This is a genomic window from Streptomyces sp. NPDC048411, from assembly GCF_040704695.1.
Taxonomy (GTDB): Bacteria; Actinomycetota; Actinomycetes; order Streptomycetales; family Streptomycetaceae; genus Streptomyces.
This window is the reverse complement of sequence record NZ_JBEZKL010000002.1, coordinates 58,324-74,600: the sequence shown is the minus strand read 5'-3', so window position 1 is coordinate 74,600 and position 16,277 is coordinate 58,324. Positions and strand designations below refer to the sequence as shown.

Annotated in this window: 19 protein-coding genes; 13 read left to right on the top strand and 6 right to left on the bottom strand. The window is 69.9% G+C overall.

The annotated features are described in order from the left end of the window. Positions 1–117 precede the first annotated feature (117 nt). The gene (locus AB0915_RS01125; RefSeq protein ID WP_366689075.1) at positions 118–480 is read left to right on the top strand and encodes a hypothetical protein; all 363 of its coding nucleotides are present in this window, start codon (positions 118–120) and stop codon (positions 478–480) included. On the opposite strand, the gene AB0915_RS01120 is transcribed toward AB0915_RS01125, so the two are convergent. Beyond that, entirely contained in the window at positions 413–985 is a 573-nt protein-coding gene (locus AB0915_RS01120) for a TIGR03086 family metal-binding protein (RefSeq protein WP_366689074.1), read from the bottom strand. The genes AB0915_RS01125 and AB0915_RS01120 overlap by 68 nt on opposite strands. 88 nt (positions 986–1,073) lie before the next feature. Between AB0915_RS01120 and AB0915_RS01115 the strand changes: the two genes are divergently transcribed. Further along, a complete protein-coding gene (locus tag AB0915_RS01115) occupies positions 1,074–1,880 on the top strand; it encodes a helix-turn-helix domain-containing protein (RefSeq protein WP_366689073.1) in 807 nt (268 codons plus the stop codon). Positions 1,881–1,909: 29 nt separating this feature from the next. Further along, positions 1,910–2,506: a GNAT family N-acetyltransferase gene (locus tag AB0915_RS01110; RefSeq protein ID WP_366689072.1), complete on the top strand. Its 597-nt coding sequence runs from the start codon at positions 1,910–1,912 to the stop codon at positions 2,504–2,506. Here AB0915_RS01110 and AB0915_RS01105 read toward each other — a convergent pair. Further along, a complete protein-coding gene (locus tag AB0915_RS01105; protein WP_366689071.1) occupies positions 2,475–2,918 on the bottom strand; it encodes a GNAT family N-acetyltransferase in 444 nt (147 codons plus the stop codon). The genes AB0915_RS01110 and AB0915_RS01105 overlap by 32 nt on opposite strands. A gap of 45 nt (positions 2,919–2,963) precedes the next feature. Between AB0915_RS01105 and AB0915_RS01100 the strand changes: the two genes are divergently transcribed. The 3 genes from AB0915_RS01100 to AB0915_RS01090 all read left to right on the top strand — a co-directional run bounded on the left by AB0915_RS01100 (position 2,964) and on the right by AB0915_RS01090 (position 4,922). Then, positions 2,964–3,143 carry a hypothetical protein gene (locus tag AB0915_RS01100; RefSeq protein WP_366689070.1) on the top strand — a complete coding sequence of 60 codons (180 nt, stop codon included), beginning with the start codon at positions 2,964–2,966 and terminating at the stop codon, positions 3,141–3,143. Positions 3,144–3,253: 110 nt separating this feature from the next. Next, positions 3,254–4,093, top strand: coding sequence for an NAD(P)H-binding protein (locus AB0915_RS01095; protein WP_366689069.1), 840 nt, complete (start codon positions 3,254–3,256; stop codon positions 4,091–4,093). 79 nt (positions 4,094–4,172) lie between these two features. Beyond that, positions 4,173–4,922, top strand: a complete 750-nt coding sequence (locus tag AB0915_RS01090; RefSeq protein WP_366689068.1) for a Mut7-C RNAse domain-containing protein — start codon at positions 4,173–4,175, stop codon at positions 4,920–4,922. A gap of 57 nt (positions 4,923–4,979) precedes the next feature. On the opposite strand, the gene AB0915_RS01085 is transcribed toward AB0915_RS01090, so the two are convergent. Next, positions 4,980–5,483 (bottom strand): MarR family transcriptional regulator, encoded by a 504-nt coding sequence (locus AB0915_RS01085; protein WP_366689067.1) that lies wholly within the window; start codon positions 5,481–5,483, stop codon positions 4,980–4,982. Positions 5,484–5,516: 33 nt separating this feature from the next. Here AB0915_RS01085 and AB0915_RS01080 point away from each other — a divergent pair, with 33 nt between their 5' ends. Beyond that, the gene (locus AB0915_RS01080) at positions 5,517–5,726 is read left to right on the top strand and encodes a hypothetical protein (protein ID WP_366689066.1); all 210 of its coding nucleotides are present in this window, start codon (positions 5,517–5,519) and stop codon (positions 5,724–5,726) included. A gap of 67 nt (positions 5,727–5,793) precedes the next feature. Here the strand turns inward: AB0915_RS01080 and AB0915_RS01075 are convergent, their stop codons facing one another. Further along, positions 5,794–6,318 (bottom strand): hypothetical protein, encoded by a 525-nt coding sequence (locus AB0915_RS01075; protein ID WP_366689065.1) that lies wholly within the window; start codon positions 6,316–6,318, stop codon positions 5,794–5,796. A 116-nt stretch (positions 6,319–6,434) separates the two neighbouring features. On the opposite strand from AB0915_RS01075, the gene AB0915_RS01070 reads away from it, so the two are divergent. Together AB0915_RS01070 and AB0915_RS01065 are read left to right on the top strand one after the other, a co-directional pair. After that, positions 6,435–6,770, top strand: coding sequence for a YnfA family protein (locus AB0915_RS01070; RefSeq protein WP_366689064.1), 336 nt, complete (start codon positions 6,435–6,437; stop codon positions 6,768–6,770). Positions 6,771–7,030: 260 nt separating this feature from the next. After that, positions 7,031–7,789: an SDR family NAD(P)-dependent oxidoreductase gene (locus AB0915_RS01065; RefSeq protein ID WP_366689063.1), complete on the top strand. Its 759-nt coding sequence runs from the start codon at positions 7,031–7,033 to the stop codon at positions 7,787–7,789. A gap of 79 nt (positions 7,790–7,868) precedes the next feature. Here AB0915_RS01065 and AB0915_RS01060 read toward each other — a convergent pair whose 3' ends face one another. After that, entirely contained in the window at positions 7,869–9,062 is a 1,194-nt protein-coding gene (locus AB0915_RS01060; protein ID WP_366689062.1) for an RtcB family protein, read from the bottom strand. Between the two features lie 169 nt (positions 9,063–9,231). On the opposite strand from AB0915_RS01060, the gene AB0915_RS01055 reads away from it, so the two are divergent. The 3 genes from AB0915_RS01055 (at position 9,232) to AB0915_RS01045 (ending at position 12,472) form a co-directional block, all read left to right on the top strand. Continuing rightward, complete coding sequence (locus tag AB0915_RS01055) at positions 9,232–10,008, top strand: DUF3558 domain-containing protein (RefSeq protein WP_366689061.1); 777 nt, start codon at positions 9,232–9,234, stop codon at positions 10,006–10,008. Between the two features lie 152 nt (positions 10,009–10,160). Further along, on the top strand, positions 10,161–11,027 hold the full coding sequence (locus tag AB0915_RS01050; RefSeq protein ID WP_366689060.1) for a DUF3558 family protein: 867 nt from the start codon (positions 10,161–10,163) through the stop codon (positions 11,025–11,027). 209 nt (positions 11,028–11,236) lie between these two features. After that, entirely contained in the window at positions 11,237–12,472 is a 1,236-nt protein-coding gene (locus AB0915_RS01045) for a DUF2637 domain-containing protein (protein ID WP_366689059.1), read from the top strand. A gap of 100 nt (positions 12,473–12,572) precedes the next feature. Here AB0915_RS01045 and lysS read toward each other — a convergent pair whose 3' ends face one another. Then, positions 12,573–14,336 carry a lysine--tRNA ligase gene (gene lysS / locus AB0915_RS01040; RefSeq protein WP_366689058.1) on the bottom strand — a complete coding sequence of 588 codons (1,764 nt, stop codon included), beginning with the start codon at positions 14,334–14,336 and terminating at the stop codon, positions 12,573–12,575. 134 nt (positions 14,337–14,470) lie between these two features. Between lysS and argS the strand changes: the two genes are divergently transcribed. Further along, positions 14,471–16,246, top strand: a complete 1,776-nt coding sequence (gene argS, locus AB0915_RS01035; RefSeq protein ID WP_366689057.1) for an arginine--tRNA ligase — start codon at positions 14,471–14,473, stop codon at positions 16,244–16,246. Positions 16,247–16,277 lie beyond the last annotated feature (31 nt).

The following is a 16,277-nucleotide window of genomic DNA, read 5'->3' as shown; positions in this document are numbered from 1 at the left end:
GCCCACATCCGGCCATTCATTGGCCGAAGAATGATCTTCAGCCGGCCTGTCGGGCATGCCGATGCCCCTACAGCCCACGTGGGCGCATACGGGGCATCGATATCGAGGAGGCCTGCCATGGGTGACACGCTGCTGGCCCTGTCCATCCCCCTGCTGGTCTTCGCCGGCGGGATCTACGCAGGCTGCGAGAGCTGGTGGCGGCGTCGGCACCCGGCGCCGCCGTCGCCATACACCCATCAGGCGGCCCGCCTCGCCGAGCGCGAGATGACCGAGGCGGCGAGGGAGATCGTCGACGAGGCGTACGCGACGCTCGGTGCGCTCTACGGCGCCGCGGGAGCACCGGAACCGGCCGCGCAGGGGGCGGCGCCGGCGGAAACCCTCGGCGCCGCAAGCGCCCCGGGCGTCCCCGGGGTCACGCCCGGGGCGGCTGCCAGCCCGGGTCACGGCCGGTCGTCCCCAGCATCCGCTCAAAAGGGCTAGCACTGTCCGGTACGGGGAAGGGTTCGCCGTACACCTTCGCCTTCCGCGCGTTCGGCGCCATGTCGGCGACGCCGGGCCCCAGTTCGCGCACCACGGCCTCGTCCGGAACGAATTCCTGCCCGGTGGCGCGCGCCAGGTCCCATGCGTGCACGGTCAGATCGCCCAGCACCATCTGCGCGACGGTTCTGGCGGGGAACCCCATGGAACCCGCGGTTCCCTCGTCCGCACCGGGCGCGCCCCACGCCGCCACCAGCTTGGCCGTCTCCTCGCCGAAGCGGCTGCGCCAGTCGCCGGTGACCGCGGTCGGCTTCGCGCCGAAGTCCGGCTCCTCCCTGGCCGCCAGGGCCTGGAAGTTGACGACCACCTGGAAGAGATGGTCGACCAGGGCCCGCACGTCGTACTCCGTGCACGGGGTGGGGTCGCCCAGTTGGGCATCGCCGATCCCGCGCACCACCGGAATCGCCCGCTGCGCGGCCACGTCCAGCAGTTCACTGATCTCCTTCATATTTCAACCATGCATCCGGTAATCGCCCGCGTCTTGAAGAAACGCGACATGGATGACTCGAACTTTTGTTCGGCATAGAATCGCCGCCATGTCAGGTCCTCGACGCGACTACCGGGGCATCGTCGACGCCCGCGAACTCCTCTCGCATGTGCGTTTCCGCCGGCGCGAGCCGGCCCCCGGGCTGCGGACGCAGGTGGCGAGCTACTGGCTGATCGACTGGGACCTGCCGGAGCCGTACATCTCGCACGTGGTGCCGCACCCTTCGGTGAACCTGGTCTTCCAGCACTTCGAGAGCACCGGCGAGCCCGCCTTCGCGGAGGTCGCGGGCATCGGGCTCGAGCTCTTCAGCCAGAAGCTGGAGGGTCGGGGACGGGTCTGCGGGGTGAAGTTCCGGCCGGGCGGCTTCCGGCCGTTCGCACCGGACCACCCGGTGTCGCGCTGGTCGGGCCGACGGCTCATGGCGGACGAGGTCCTCGCCGTACCCGCGCCCGTGGCGGCCGTGCTGGACCCGGCCGATGAGGACGCACGGGTCGCGGCGCTGGACGCGTACCTGCTGGCGCTCGCCCCGGAACCCGACCCGCAGGGCGAGCGCGTGATGGCGCTGGTCGAGCGTGTCCGCACCGACCGCACGATCCGCCGCGTCGACGAACTCGCCCGCACCGCAGGGCTGTCGGTGCGGTCGCTGCAGCGGCTCTTCGCCACCTATGTGGGCGTCGGCCCCAAGTGGGTCATCCTGCGCCACCGCATCCACGAGGCGCTGGAACGCGCCGAGACCGACCCCGGGGTGGACTGGGCCACGCTCGCGGCGGAACTCGGTTACAGCGACCAGGCGCACCTGGTCAGGGACTTCACGACGACGCTCGGAGTGCCGCCGACGGCACTCACCGGGCGCTGATCGTCAGTGCCGCGTCCTACTGTTGCCGTATGGAGCACACTCCCCCGTCATCGGCGTCTCCCGTGCGGATCGAGCCCTGGTCGGACGGCGACCTGGAGCTCCTGCGCCGGGTCAACGCACCGGAACTGATGGATCATCTGGGCGGTCCCGAGTCGGAGGAGCAGCTCATGGTGCGCCACGGACGCTATGTGGAGCTGAGCGCGGACCGGACGGGCCGGGGCAGGATGTTCCGGATCACCCTGGCCGACGAAAGCGGGGGCGAGGCCGTGGGGACGATCGGTTTCTGGGAGCGCACCTGGCAGGGCCAGGAGGTGTACGAGACGGGGTGGGCCGTCCTCGCCGGCCACCAGGGGCAGGGCATTGCCACGGCCGCGACCAGGGCCGTCGTCGAGCAGGCGCGGGCCGAGCACAAGCACCGCTATCTGCACGCCTACCCGTCCGTCGACAACGGCGCGTCGAACGCGGTGTGCCGCAGGGCGGGTTTCATCCTGATCGGCGAGTGCGACTTCGAGTACCCGCCCGGCCATGTGCTGCTGACGAACGACTGGCGTCTGGACCTCACTCCGGAGCTCGGTTCCGGGTCCGGCCCCGGGATCAGTCCGAGTTCCGGGCCAGAGACTTGTTGAAGCTGAACGCGACGATGTCCAGCCGCTCCCGCAGATAGAAGCGGTGGGCATCGGTGCGATGCGTGCCCGAGTCCAGACTCAGGTCCAGGCAGCCGGCCTCCCGGGCACGCTGCTCCAGATACCCCAGGAGCCGGTGGCCGACACCGGTGGACCGGGCGTGCTCGGCGGTGACCAGATCGTCGACGTACAGCTTGCGGATCTGGCTGGTGTTGTCGACGATCCGCCATCCGGCCGCGCCCACGCATGCGCCGTCGCCGTCGTGGACGGCGGTGAAGCGGAGCCCCTGCGGGTACCCCTTGTCGTACACCTCTCGGAAGAGGTCCTCCGTCAGATGCGGACGCAGTTCGCGCAGCACGGGAAGAAGGTCCGTGATCAGTCGGGGGTCGCCGGGTTCGAGGTCGGTGATCTTCATACGGGAACTGTAAACGGCACCGCACCCATCAACCGACTGCACCACGTGGCCGGTTACGCCCTGCCGCTCTGCGCCTCGACGATCCCCGGCGAGGGGCTGATCGATCCGGAGGCGCCGCCCGGGGTCGCCTGCCATGTCCTGGACGAGGGCGACCCGGGCGCGGGTGGCCTCATCACCACGCACTACCGCGTCGTGCCGTCACCGCCGGCCCTCAGCCCGGTGTGACCCGCGGGCCCGCCCAAAACGTTTGACGGGCGGGCCCTCCTCATGGATATTTATCTGCGCGACGCAGCTTATGCGTTACGCACAAAATGGCTGAAGGAGCTCACCCCGTCATGCTCACTCTCGTCACCGGAAGCCGCGGCCGCGTCGGTTCCGCACTCGTTTCACTCCTGCGCCGCGACGGCCACGCCGTGCGCGCCGCCTCCCGTGACCCCGCCCGGCTCGACCCGCCCGCCGGAGTGCCGGCCGTGGCATGCGATCTCACCGATCCCGCCACCTTCGCCCCCGCGCTGGACGGCGTCGGCTCCGTCTTCCTGTACGCCGAACCGGCCGGGATCGACTCGTTCCTCACCCAAGCGGAGGCAGCCGGAGTCCGGCACATCGTGCTGCTCTCCTCCAGCTCGGTACTCGGCCCGGACGCACGGGAGAACCCGATCGCCCGCCCCCACCACGCGGTCGAGCAGGCGCTCGCCGCCTCACCGCTCACCACGACCTTCCTGCGCCCGGGCGCCTTCGCGGCCAACGCGTACCAGTGGTCCGCGGCCGTGCGGAGTCACGGCGTCGTGGACCTGCCCTACCCGTGCAGCCACACCAGCCCGATCCATGAGGCAGACATCGCCGAGGCCGCCCTCGCGGTCCTCACCGAGCAGCGGCTGCAGGGCTCGGCGTACCACCTGACCGGCCCCGAATCGCTCACAGCCGCCGAACAGATCGGCCTGCTGGCGGCGGCTTCGGGGCGCCCCGTCACGGTCAACACCGTGAGCCGGTCGGCCTGGAAGAAGTCCGTGGTCCCGTACGTCCCCGAGGAGGTCGCCGAGGGACTCCTCGATTACTGGGCTTCCACGGACGGTTCACCGGCCGAGGTGACCGGCGAGACCGAGAAGCTGACCGGCCACCCGGCCCGTACGTTCGCCGCCTGGGCCGAGAAGCACGCCGACGCGTTCCGCGCCTGAGCCGGCCCACCCGCCTCCGGCTGCCCCTCGCCCATGAATTCCCTGGCTCCCGCAGACCGCCCGGTGGCATGCTGACGACGTGAACGGACCGGAGATCCACCTCGAAGTCGACCCTGAACTGCGGCTCTTCGTTGCCCATGAACGCCGCAACGGACGCACGTCAGTGACCACCGACGGCGCCTCGACGCTCGGCCATGTCGTGGAATCGCTCGGCGTCCCGCTCACCGAGGCCGGTCAACTGCTCGTGGATGGCCGCCCCGTCCCCGTCTCGCACATCCCGGGCGCGGGCGAACTGGTGGAGGTGCGCGCGGTGACGCGCCCCCAGCGCGTCGAGGGCGCGCCGCTGCGCTTCCTGCTCGATGTCCACCTCGGCACGCTCGCCCGGCGGCTGCGGCTGCTGGGCGTCGACGCCGCGTACGAGAGCGAGGACCTCGGCGACCCGGCGCTGGCCGCCCTGTCGGCGAAGGAGCAGCGGGTACTTCTCTCCCGGGACCGGGGACTGCTGCGGCGACGGGAGATCTGGGCGGGGGCGTACATCTACAGCGATCGTCCGGACGACCAGCTGCGGGACGTGCTGGAGCGGTTCGCACCGGAGCTGGCCCCGTGGACCCGGTGCACGGCCTGCAACGGGCCGCTGACCGACGCGGACAAGGAATCCGTCCGGGAGCAGCTGGAACACGGCACACAGCAGTCGTACGACGTCTTCGCGCAGTGTGCGGAGTGCGGTCGGGTGTACTGGCGCGGCGCGCACCACTCCCACCTGGAGACGATCGTCGCCGACGCGGTGCTCGAGTTCGGCGCCCCGGATCAGGCCGGTCCGGTCCGGTAGGGCTGTCCGGCGGGGCACGGCCGGACACCATCCGCACGACACACCTGACGAATCGCCCTACGACCCGCCTTGCGCCGCATCGAACTCCCCGCTCCGCAGCCGCGCGATCTGGCCCGCACCGAGCTCGACCGTCCGCCGCATATGAGCGATGAGGAGTGCCACCTCGTCGTCGTCGTACGCCTCGAACATCGCCGCCCAGTCCCCACTCAGCCTCTCCCAGACCGCGCCGAACTCCGCCATCCGCTCCGGCACGGTCGCGACGAGCACCCGCCGCCGGTCCGCCGTGTCGCGCTCGCGTGTCACATAGCCGGCCCGTTCCAGCCGGTCGACGAGCCGGGTCGCCGACCCGGTGGTGAGCCCGGTCAGCTCCGCGATACGTCCGATGGTGACGGGTTCCGCTTCGAGGCCGAGCAGGTTGAGGCACTGCAGATCGGTGGGGTGGATCCGTAGGTGGTCGGCGACGGCCTGATTGAAGAGGGCGTACGCGGCCAGGTAGCGGCGCGACTCGGTGGACAGCTCGGCCAGCAGAGCACTGCGCCGGACCGGGGACTTCTGCGGCATGCAGAGAGTGTACGAAGCAGACACCGCCCCTGCGTGATCCCCACAGGCCCCGACACCCCCGACGGCGCATTCGTCCTCGTCACCCCCGCCGACACCCCCACACCGACGTCCCGGACCCCGCTGGTGCACGCCCCCCGGACGAGCGACCGTGCGACCACGCTGCTCGTCCGCCCCGACGGCTATGTCGCCTGGGCGAGTGACCGGCCCGACCCGGCGGCGCTGCAGACCGCTCTCGCCCGATGACCACCGGCCGGCCCGCGCACCGCGCACGTCACGCGTCCACCGCGCCGGCCCCTCGCGCCACCAGTGGTCAGAAGACGTACTCGTCATCGGTGGCGGGTGCCAGCACCTCATGCCGGTTGTTGCCGGGGTTCCGGTCGGTCGCACCACCGTTCCAGACGGTGTCGATCCGTACGACCACCTCGTCCGGCCGTCTCGCGAGCTGCAGCTCGAGCGCGAGCTGGCGGCCCGCCGACCCGTCCGCCCTCAGCGGGCCCGTCCGGCACAGTACGGATCGGGCACTCGCCTGCAGACACTCGACCGGCATCTCCTGCCGGCCACTGAGCGGCACCGAGAAGCGGAACCGTACGGTCACGCTCGCCAGATTCGACGGGCCGTGGTTCTCGCTGTGCAGCCAGATCCCGAGCCCCCTGCCCCACAGCGAGACATGCCCGTGGTGCGAGACGTCCGCTTCCCGCGCCACCCGCCGGTCCACCGGCGCGGGCACGGGCCCCGTCGCGAGCGCCTGTCCCGCTCCCCATGCCGCCGTCGACACCGTTGCCGCCATCGCCGCCGCGGCGGAGACCGCCAGCCGAGCCTTACGCGTGACTACCATGCCCCGAAGATACCGATCACCACGAATTATCCGTATTTACACACCTTTTCTGTGCTCCACTCCACCCGCTTGCCCCACCCATCCGAACCCACCCGCCCGCATGAAACGCTGCTCCCATGGCCGTCGCCCGCTCTGTCGCACTCTTCGCCGTTGCCGCGCTCTTCGAGATCGGCGGCGCCTGGCTCGTCTGGCAGGGCGCGCGGGAACACCGGGGCTGGATCTGGATCGGCGCCGGAGTCATCGCCCTGGGTGTGTACGGCTTCGTCGCCACGCTGCAGCCGGACGGTGAGTTCGGTCGCATCCTCGCCGCGTACGGCGGTGTCTTCGTCGCGGGCTCGATCGCCTGGGGCATGGTCGCCGACGGCTACCGCCCCGACCGCTGGGACGTCACCGGCGCGCTGATCTGCCTGGCCGGCATGGCCGTGATCATGTACGCCCCCCGCAACCACTGAGAAGCCCCCTCCCCGCCGGCCATATCACCCACCACCGACCAGCGGCCGACCACACCGACAGCCCCACCGATCGGACGCCGACCGCCGCCCGCCGACCATGCCCACAACGGGCGGACTCCGGCGGCGCCCCCCCATCGCCCCGGCCGCCTCGGGAAACGCGGCCGCCGGACGCCCCGTACAGCGCGGCCGCCGAACGGAACCTCGCGCCGCCTGCCTATCCTGACCCCGTACCGATCAGCTGTCCGAGGAGTCGAGTCCGCATGGCCGCCACCCCCATCGCCGTCATCACCGGAGCGAGCAGCGGCATCGGTGCCGCGACCGCCCGGCAGCTCGCCGCCGCCGGCTACCGCGTCGTCCTGACCGCCCGCCGCAAGGACCGCATCGAGGCGCTCGCCGCCGAGATCAACGAGGCGGGGCACGAGGCCACGGCGTACGCCCTGGACGTCACGGACCGCGAGGCGGTCGACGCTTTCGCCACCGCCTTCCGCTCTCTGGCCGTCCTCGTCAACAACGCGGGCGGCGCGCTCGGCGCGGACCCGGTCGCCACCGGCGACCCGGCCGACTGGCGCCAGATGTACGAGACGAACGTCATCGGCACGCTCAACGTCACCCAGGCCCTGCTCCCCGCCCTCACTGCGAGCGGCGACGGCACGATCGTGATCCTTTCCTCGACGGCGGGCCTGTCCACGTACGAGGGCGGCGGTGGCTACGTGGCCGCCAAGCACGGCGAACACGTCCTCGCCGAAACCCTCCGCCTGGAGATCGTCGGCACCCCGGTCCGCGTCATCGAGGTCGCCCCCGGCATGGTCAAGACGGAGGAGTTCGCCACCACCCGCTTCCGCGGCGACACCGAGAAGGCCGCCAAGGTCTACGCCGGCGTCGACGCCCCCCTCACCGCCGACGACGTGGCCGACACGATCACCTGGGCCGTCACCCGCCCCAGCCACGTCAACATCGACCTCCTGGTGGTCCGCCCCCGCGCCCAGGCGTCCAACACCAAGGTCCACCGCACGCGCTGAAGCCATCGGCCCGCACGGAAGAGCCCCGGACCACCACCACAGGGTCCGGGGCTCGTCTTCATAGCGGCGTCAAGGGCACTCAGCCCTTCACGCACACCACCTGCTTCAGCTTCGCGACGACCTCCACCAGGTCCCGCTGCCGCTCGATGACCTGCTCGATCGGCTTGTACGCACCCGGGATCTCGTCCACGACGCCGGAGTCCTTGCGGCACTCCACGCCCCGTGTCTGCTCCTCCAGGTCCCGCGTCGAGAAGCGCCGCTTCGCCGCGTTGCGGCTCATCTTCCGGCCGGCCCCGTGCGAGGCCGAGTTGAACGACTTCGCGTTCCCGAGCCCCTTCACGATGTACGAGCCGGTGCCCATCGATCCCGGGATGATGCCGAAGTCACCCGAACCGGCACGGATCGCCCCCTTGCGGGTGACCAGCAGATCCATGCCCTCGTACCGCTCCTCCGACACATAGTTGTGGTGGCAGGAGATGACCGGATCGAAGGTGACCCGGGCCTTCTTGAACTCCTTGCGGACGACGTCCTGGAAGAGCCCCATCATGATCGCGCGGTTGTGCTTCGCGTACTCCTGGGCCCAGAACAGGTCGTTCCGGTACGCCGCCATCTGCGGGGTGTCCGCGATGAAGACCGCCAGGTCACGGTCGATCAGGCCCTGGTTGTGCGTCAGCTTCTGTGCCACCCCGATGTGATACTCGGCGAGCTCCTTGCCGATGTTCCGGGACCCGGAGTGCAGCATCAGCCACACCGAACCCGACTCGTCGAGGCAGAACTCAATGAAGTGGTTTCCGGATCCAAGCGTTCCCATCTGCTTGGTGGCACGTTCATGACGGAATTTGACCGCATCCGCAATCCCGTCGAACCGCCCCCAGAAGTCGTCCCAGCCCGCGGTCGGGAAGCCGTGCAGCCGGCCGGGGTCCACGACGTCGTCATGCATGCCCCGGCCCACCGGAATGGCCTGCTCGATCTTCGACCGAAGCCGCGACAGGTCGCCCGGAAGGTCATTGGCCGTCAGGGAGGTCTTCACCGCGGACATGCCGCACCCGATGTCCACTCCCACCGCCGCCGGGCAGACCGCACCACTCATCGCGATCACCGAACCGACGGTCGCCCCCTTGCCGTAATGCACGTCGGGCATGACGGCCAGCCCCTTGATCCAGGGCAGGGTGGCAACGTTCCGCAACTGCTGCATCGCACCGTCCTCGACCGAAGCCGGGTCGGCCCACATGCGGATGGGAACCTTCGCCCCCGGTACCTCTACGTACGACATAGTTCCTCGATTCCCCCGAAAAGTCTGAAAACGCAAAACCGGTGCCAAGGTCGGCAAAAGAGTCGGCCGACCGGCAATCACAGCGGCGCGTGCGATACACATTGTGTCCATCGGCCGCCATCGAGCGGCAACTTCTTTTCGCTCGAAGGGAGCCCGGATCGTGCGACGAATGGCGTACGTACCCGGCGTCGCACTCCTCGGAGTGCTGACCGCCGGCTGCACCGGTGGCACCGGTACCGAAGGCCCCGCCGCCGACAGCAAACCCGGCAGCCCGAGCATCGCCGCCGCTCCGGCGGGCAAGTACCGCACGCTTCCGGAGCCCTGTCGCTCCATCACGCGATCCACGCTGAAGGACCTGCTTCCGGGCATCGCCGAACTGCCGGAGAACCAGCAGGAGACGGCGTTCGCGGGCACGGCCGCCGTCACCTATGACACCGACCGCCGGGTCGGCTGCCAGTGGAAGTCGGAGGCCGCGGCGTCGTCCCGTTCCGTCGCGCTCGACTTCGAGCGCGTTGTCTCGTACGACACCTCGGTGAGCGACGAGGATCGCGCCCGCGAGGTGTACGGGAAGAAGGAGACCGCGGCGCACCTGCCGTCCGGCACCTTCGCCCCCGGCGACGCGGAGAAGGAGACGGCCTCACCGTCGGACTCCCCCTCCGGCTCGGCGCAGGACACCGGCGGCGCCGCGGGCGCGGGCTCCGAGGACCTCCGTCCGCGCACCCTCGACGACCTCGGAGATGCCGCATTTCTGGACGATCTGCTCACTCGGGCAGGATCCAGTGCACAACACCGCACGGTGAGCGTGGTATTCCGCACATCGAACGTCATCGTGACCGTCCGGTACACCGAGCAGCCCGCCTTCGCGAGCCAGGTCCCGGACAGCAAGGAACTGCAGGAGAAGGCCCAGGCACTGGCCCGGAAGCTGGTCGACAAGTTCAGCGAATAGCCCGCCTCCGGGCGCCCCCGACCCGCACCGCGCCGGTCGGCGGAGCGTCCGGCCGAGGCGGCATCCGGACGCCGTCCGTCGTACCGTGGCCCTCCGGAACACCTGCCGAACACCATGCCACCCGCCCGACGCGCCACCCGAGTGAAGGAACCATGCACCGATCAGCCCCGCGACTCACCCGCATACTCGCCTGCGCCGCCGTTCCGGTGATGCTCGTCGTCGCCGGCTGCTCGTCGGACTCCGGCAGCAAGGAGAAGTCGGGCTCGTCCTCGTCCTCGTCCTCCACTCCGAGCGCACAGAATCCGAGCGCACAGAAGACGGAGGCGACGGTCGAGCCGGCGAAGTTCGCCGAGCTGCCCGACCCGTGCGCCGCGATCTCCGCGAAGACGATCACCTCGCTGGTGCCCAAGGCCAAGAGCAAGGCCGGTTCGCCGGCCCGGTCCAGCGACACGTCGGCGCGCGCCGGCTGTTCCTGGAACGGCCTCGACGACAACGGCGTCAAGGGCTCGCAGTACCGCTGGCTCGACGTCGGCTTCACCCGCTTCGAATCGGACCAGGCGCTCGGCAGCGGCGCCAAGCGCGCCCAGGAGGACCTCGCGAACCAGGTCGCCAAGTCCAAGGCGGCCGAGGGCGCCAAGAAGGTCGTCGAAGCCCCCGTCAGCGGTATCGGCGACCAGGCCACCATGGTCACGTACGACCTCACCAAGACAAAAGAGGACTTCAAGTACGCGACGGTCGTGGCCCGTACGGGGAACGTCGTCATCACCCTGACCTACAACGGCGCGGGTTACGCAGGCGCGAAGACGCCGTCCGGCGACGACATCCTGAAGGGCGCCGAGAAGGCCGCCAAGGAGTCCGTCACGGCAGTCACCCATGCCAACGAAAAGAAGTCGAGCCCGTCCGCGAGCACGTCGAAGTCCCCGGCAGCAACGAAGTCTCCGACGGCGACGAAGTCCGCGGCGTCCGCGAAGTCCAAGACGTCCCCCAAGTCGACGAAGTCCGCGGCGCACACGTCGTAGCAGCGCACCACCCGCCCGCCGGGCATTCCCGCGAGGCCCACGGCAGATACCCCAACAACCCTGCGCAGAAGCAGTTTTACGAAGCCCGGCCCTCCCCCGAGAGCCGGGCTTCGCCCCTCCCCGCGCACCGCACCCCACGCGCATGTGCCAGGCTGTGCCCGCCAGAAGTTGAAGTCGGGAACACAGGGAGGGGATCGCGGGTGGCCGCGATGCAGCTGACACGCACGCACCGGATACTCATCGGGGTCGTCGTCGCCGGCGCGGCAGTCATCGCCGCGATCGGCTTCGCGGGCTCGTACGCCGCGGTGCGCGCGCTCGCAGAACAGAAGGGCTTCGGGAACTTCGCCCTGGTCTTCCCGATCGGCATCGACGCGGGCATCTGCGTACTGCTGGCGCTGGACCTGCTGCTGACCTGGATGCGGATCCCGTTCCCGCTGCTGCGCCAGACGGCCTGGCTGCTGACCGCCGCGACGATCGCCTTCAACGGCGCCGCGGCCTGGCCCGATCCGCTGGGCGTCGGCATGCACGCGGTGATCCCGGTGCTGTTCGTGGTCGCCGTCGAGGCCGCCCGGCACGCGGTCGGCCGGATCGCCGACCTCACGGCCGACAAGCACATGGAGGGTGTCCGCCTCACCCGCTGGCTGCTCTCCCCGGTCCCGACGTTCAAGCTGTGGCGCCGGATGAAGCTCTGGGAGCTGCGTTCCTACGAGCAGGTCATCAAGCTCGAACAGGACCGGCTGATCTACCAGGCACGCCTCCAGGCCCGCTTCGGCCGCAACTGGCGCCGCAAGGCGCCGGTCGAGTCCCTGATGCCGCTGCGGCTGGCGAAGTTCGGTGTCCCGCTGGCCGACACCGGCCCGGCCGGGCTGGCCGCAGCGGGCATCGAACCACAACTGCTGCCGCCTCAGCCCGCACCGCCGGAACTGGAGCCCAGGGCTGTCCAGGCGATGACGCCCGCCACGGCGGCCGAGGTGGGGCCGAGCCAGTGGTTTGCCACCCCCCAGAACGTGCAGTACCAGGGCAGTTACGACCCGAACTATGAGCCCCCCACGTACACGCCTCCGCAGGAGCTGCAGTCCTTCTACAACGGACAGCCCCAACAGATCCCGGTGCCGCAGCCCCGCGCGGCCGAGCCCAAGCCGGCTCCGGAGCCAGTGCCTGAGCCGGTCCAGGAGCAGGCACCGGAGCCGCACGTCCAGGTGCCGAACGGCGCGGGCGGCACGCGGCCGCTGGGCGAACGCGCACCGAAGGCGCCGTCGGACGAGGATCTGTACCAGGTGTTCCGGTACTCGATAGACGGCGAGGGCATGCCCACGCCCGGCGCCTTCGCCTCGAACGTCGAGGCCGCGTACGGGCTGCGTCTCCAGTCTCGCGAGCTGAACCAGCACATGGACCAGTTCACCGCCCGTCTCAACAGTGAGCTGCTGGAAGACCACATCGCGTAACCGCCCGGAGTCCGTCCGCCGCACGAGAACGGACCGGGACCGGCAGAACAAAGGGCCGTCACCCGCATCACCGGGTGACGGCCCTCCGTACGACCGACTCCTACGCGCCCAGCAGCTTCCGCACTCGGTCCGCGCCGACGGCCAGCAGCAGCGTGGGCAGTCGCGGACCGGTGTCACGGCCGACCAGGAGCTGGTACAGCAGCACGAAGAACGACCGCTGCGCGGCCTTCAGCTCGGGCGTCGGCTTGGCGTCCGGCTCCAGTCCCGCGAGGACCTTCGGCACCCCGTAGACGAGCGTCGTGAGCCCGTCCAGCGACCAGTGCGTGTCCAGCCCGTCCAGGAGCAGCCGCAGCGACCGGAGCCCCTGGTCGTCCAGCGAGCCGAGCAGTTCCTTGTCCGGCTCGCTGCGGACGATGGTGCGGGCGTCGGCGGGGACCTGGTTGGTGATCCAGTTCTCCGCGCGGTCGAGGCGCGGCCGCGCCTCGTCGAGCGAGCCGATCGGGTTCTCCGGGTCCAGCTCGCTCAGGATGCGCAGCGTCTGCTCGTCGTGGCCGGCGGTGATGTCGACGACGGACGCGAGCGTGCGGTACGGCAGCGGGCGCGGCGTGCTCGGCAGCTCACCGGCGGCCGTGCCGATGGCACGCGCGTACGCGGCGGCGTCGGCGGGCAGCACGGAGCGGTCGGCGACCTTGCGCGCCAGCGAGTCCCACTCGTCGTACAGCCGCTGGATCTCCTGGTCGAAGGCGATCTTGAAGGACTGGTTGGGCTTGCGGCGCGCGTACAGCCAGCGCAGCAGCGGTGCCTCCATGATCTTCAGCGCGTCGGCCGGGGTCGGCACGCCGCCCTTGCTGGAGGACATCTTCGCCATGCCGGAGATGCCGACGAAGGCGTACATCGGGCCGATCGGCTGCACACCGTCGAAGACCTCACGAACGATCTGGCCACCGACGACGAACGACGAACCGGGCGAGGAGTGGTCCACGCCGCTGGGCTCGAAGATCACTCCTTCGTAGGCCCAGCGCATCGGCCAGTCGACCTTCCAGACCAGCTTGCCGCGGTTGAACTCGTTGAGCCGGACGGTCTCGGCGAAGCCGCAGGCGTTGCAGGTGTAGTTCATCTCGGTCGTGTCGTCGTCGTACGACGTGACCGTGGTCAGGTCCTTCTCGCAGTTGCCGCAGTAGGGCTTGTACGGGAAGTAGCCGGCCGAGCCGCCGCTGCCGTCGTCCTCGCTCGCCGCGCCGGAACCCGCCTCGGCCTCCAGCTCGGCCTCGTCGACCTTCTTCTGCTGCTGCGGCTTCTTGCCGCCCTTGGCGCCTGCCGCCGGGTCCTTCTTCGTGCGGTACCGGTCGAGGACCGCGTCGATGTCGGCGCGGTGCCTCATCGCGTGCAGGATCTGCGCGCGGTACGTCCCCGCCGTGTACTGCTCCGTCTGGCTGATGCCGTCGTACTCGACACCCAGCTCGTCCAACGCGGCCGTCATCGCGGCCTTGAAGTGCTCCGCCCAGTTCGGGTACGCGGACCCGGCCGGTGCGGGCACGGACGTCAGCGGCTTGCCGATGTGCTCGGCCCACGACTCGTCCACGCCGGGGACGCCGGCCGGAACCTTGCGGTACCGGTCGTAGTCGTCCCACGAGATCAGGTGGCGGACCTGGTACCCGCGGCGGCGGATCTCGTCCGCGACCAGGTGCGGGGTCATGACCTCGCGGAGGTTGCCGAGGTGGATCGGGCCCGACGGGGAAAGACCGGACGCGACGACGACCGGTTTGCCAGGCGCACGACGCTCCGATTCGGCGATGACATCGTCCGCGAAGCGGGAGACCCAGTCGGCCTCGGTGCTGCTCTGACTCTGAGCCACGGTCGGCACGTCCTTCTCTCTGGTAGGGCTCGTAAGGGCACTACCCATTCTCCCAGGTCCACCCGGCAGTGCGAAAACGGCTTTACAGTGCGTGGGATACTGGGCGTGATCCCTTGTACCCCTACGGAAACGGCAGCCATCCCATGGCCTCGGTCAATTCCCTCGCTTCCACGCTCCAGCAGCAGCTCGCGGACGCCCTGACGGCAGCACTGCCGGATGCCGGCACCGCGGACCCGCTGCTGCGCCGAAGCGACCGGGCCGACTTCCAGGCCAACGGGATCCTGGCCCTCGCCAAGAAGCTGAAGGGCAACCCGCGCGAGCTGGCGTCCCAGGTGACGGCCGCGATCCCGGCGGGCGACCTGATCAAGGAGATCGAGGTCTCCGGCCCCGGCTTCCTGAACATCACGCTCAGCGACAAGGCCATCGTCGAGACCCTCGCCGCGCGCGCCGCGGACGACGAGGGCCGGCTCGGTGTGCCGTACGCGCAGAACGCCGGCACGACGGTCGTCGACTACGCCCAGCCGAACGTGGCGAAGGAGATGCACGTCGGGCACCTCCGCTCCGCGGTGATCGGTGCCTCGATGGTGGAGGTCCTGGAGTTCACGGGCGAGAGCGTGGTCCGGCGCCACCACATCGGCGACTGGGGCACCCAGTTCGGCATGCTCATCCAGTACCTGATCGAGCACCCGCACGAGCTGGACCACAAGGGCGCCGACGAGGCGGACGGCGAGGCCGCCATGTCCTCCCTCAACCGGCTCTACAAGGCGTCGCGGGCGCTCTTCGACTCCGACGAGGAGTTCAAGGCCCGCTCCCGGGACCGGGTGGTGGCGCTCCAGGCCGGTGACGAGGAGACGGTCACGCTCTGGCAGCGGTTCGTCGACGAGTCGAAGATCTACTTCTACTCGGTCTTCAACAAGCTCGACATGGAGATCCGCGACCCCGACATCGTCGGTGAGTCCGGCTACAACGACATGCTCGAGGAGACCTGCCGGATCCTGGAGGAGACGGGCGTCGCCGTCCGCTCCGAAGGTGCGCTGTGCGTGTTCTTCGACGACGTGAAGGGCCCGGACGGCAACCCGGTCCCGCTGATCGTCAAGAAGACGAACGGCGGCTACGGCTACGCGGCGACCGACCTCTCCGCGATCCGTGACCGGGTCCAGAACCTCAAGGCGAACACCCTGCTGTACGTCGTGGACGCGCGGCAGTCGCTCCACTTCAAGATGGTCTTCGAGACGGCCCGCCGGGCAGGCTGGCTGAACGAGGACGTGAAGGCGCACCAGCTGGCGTTCGGCACGGTCCTCGGCAAGGACGGCAAGCCGTTCAAGACCCGTGAGGGCGAGACGGTCCGGCTGGTCGACCTGCTCGACGAGGCGATCGAGCGGGCGACGGCCGTCGTGCGCGAGAAGGCCGAGAAGGTCGGCCTGACCGAGCAGGAGATCGTCGAGAACGGCGAGTACGTCGGTATCGGCGCGGTGAAGTACGCCGACCTCTCGACGTCCGCCGTCCGGGACTACAAGTTCGACCTGGACCAGATGGTGTCGCTGAACGGCGACACCTCCGTGTACCTCCAGTACGCCTACGCCCGGATCAAGTCCATCCTGCGCAAGGCGGGCGAGACCCGGCCGGTCGCGCACCCGGAGCTGCAGCTGGCCCCGGCCGAGCGGGCGCTGGGGCTGCACCTGGACCAGTTCGGCGAGAACCTGGCCGAGGTCGCGTCGACGTACGAGCCGCACAAGCTGGCCGCGTACCTCTACCAGCTGGCCTCGCTCTACACGACGTTCTACGACCAGTGCCACGTGCTGAGCGACGACAACCCCGCCGAGGTGGTCGAGAACCGGCTCTTCCTCTGCGACCTGACCGCCCGTACCCTCCACCGGGGCATGGTGCTGCTCGGCATCCGGACCCCCGAGCGCCTCTGACCGGGACGTCCGCCCGTACGCACCGGCCCGG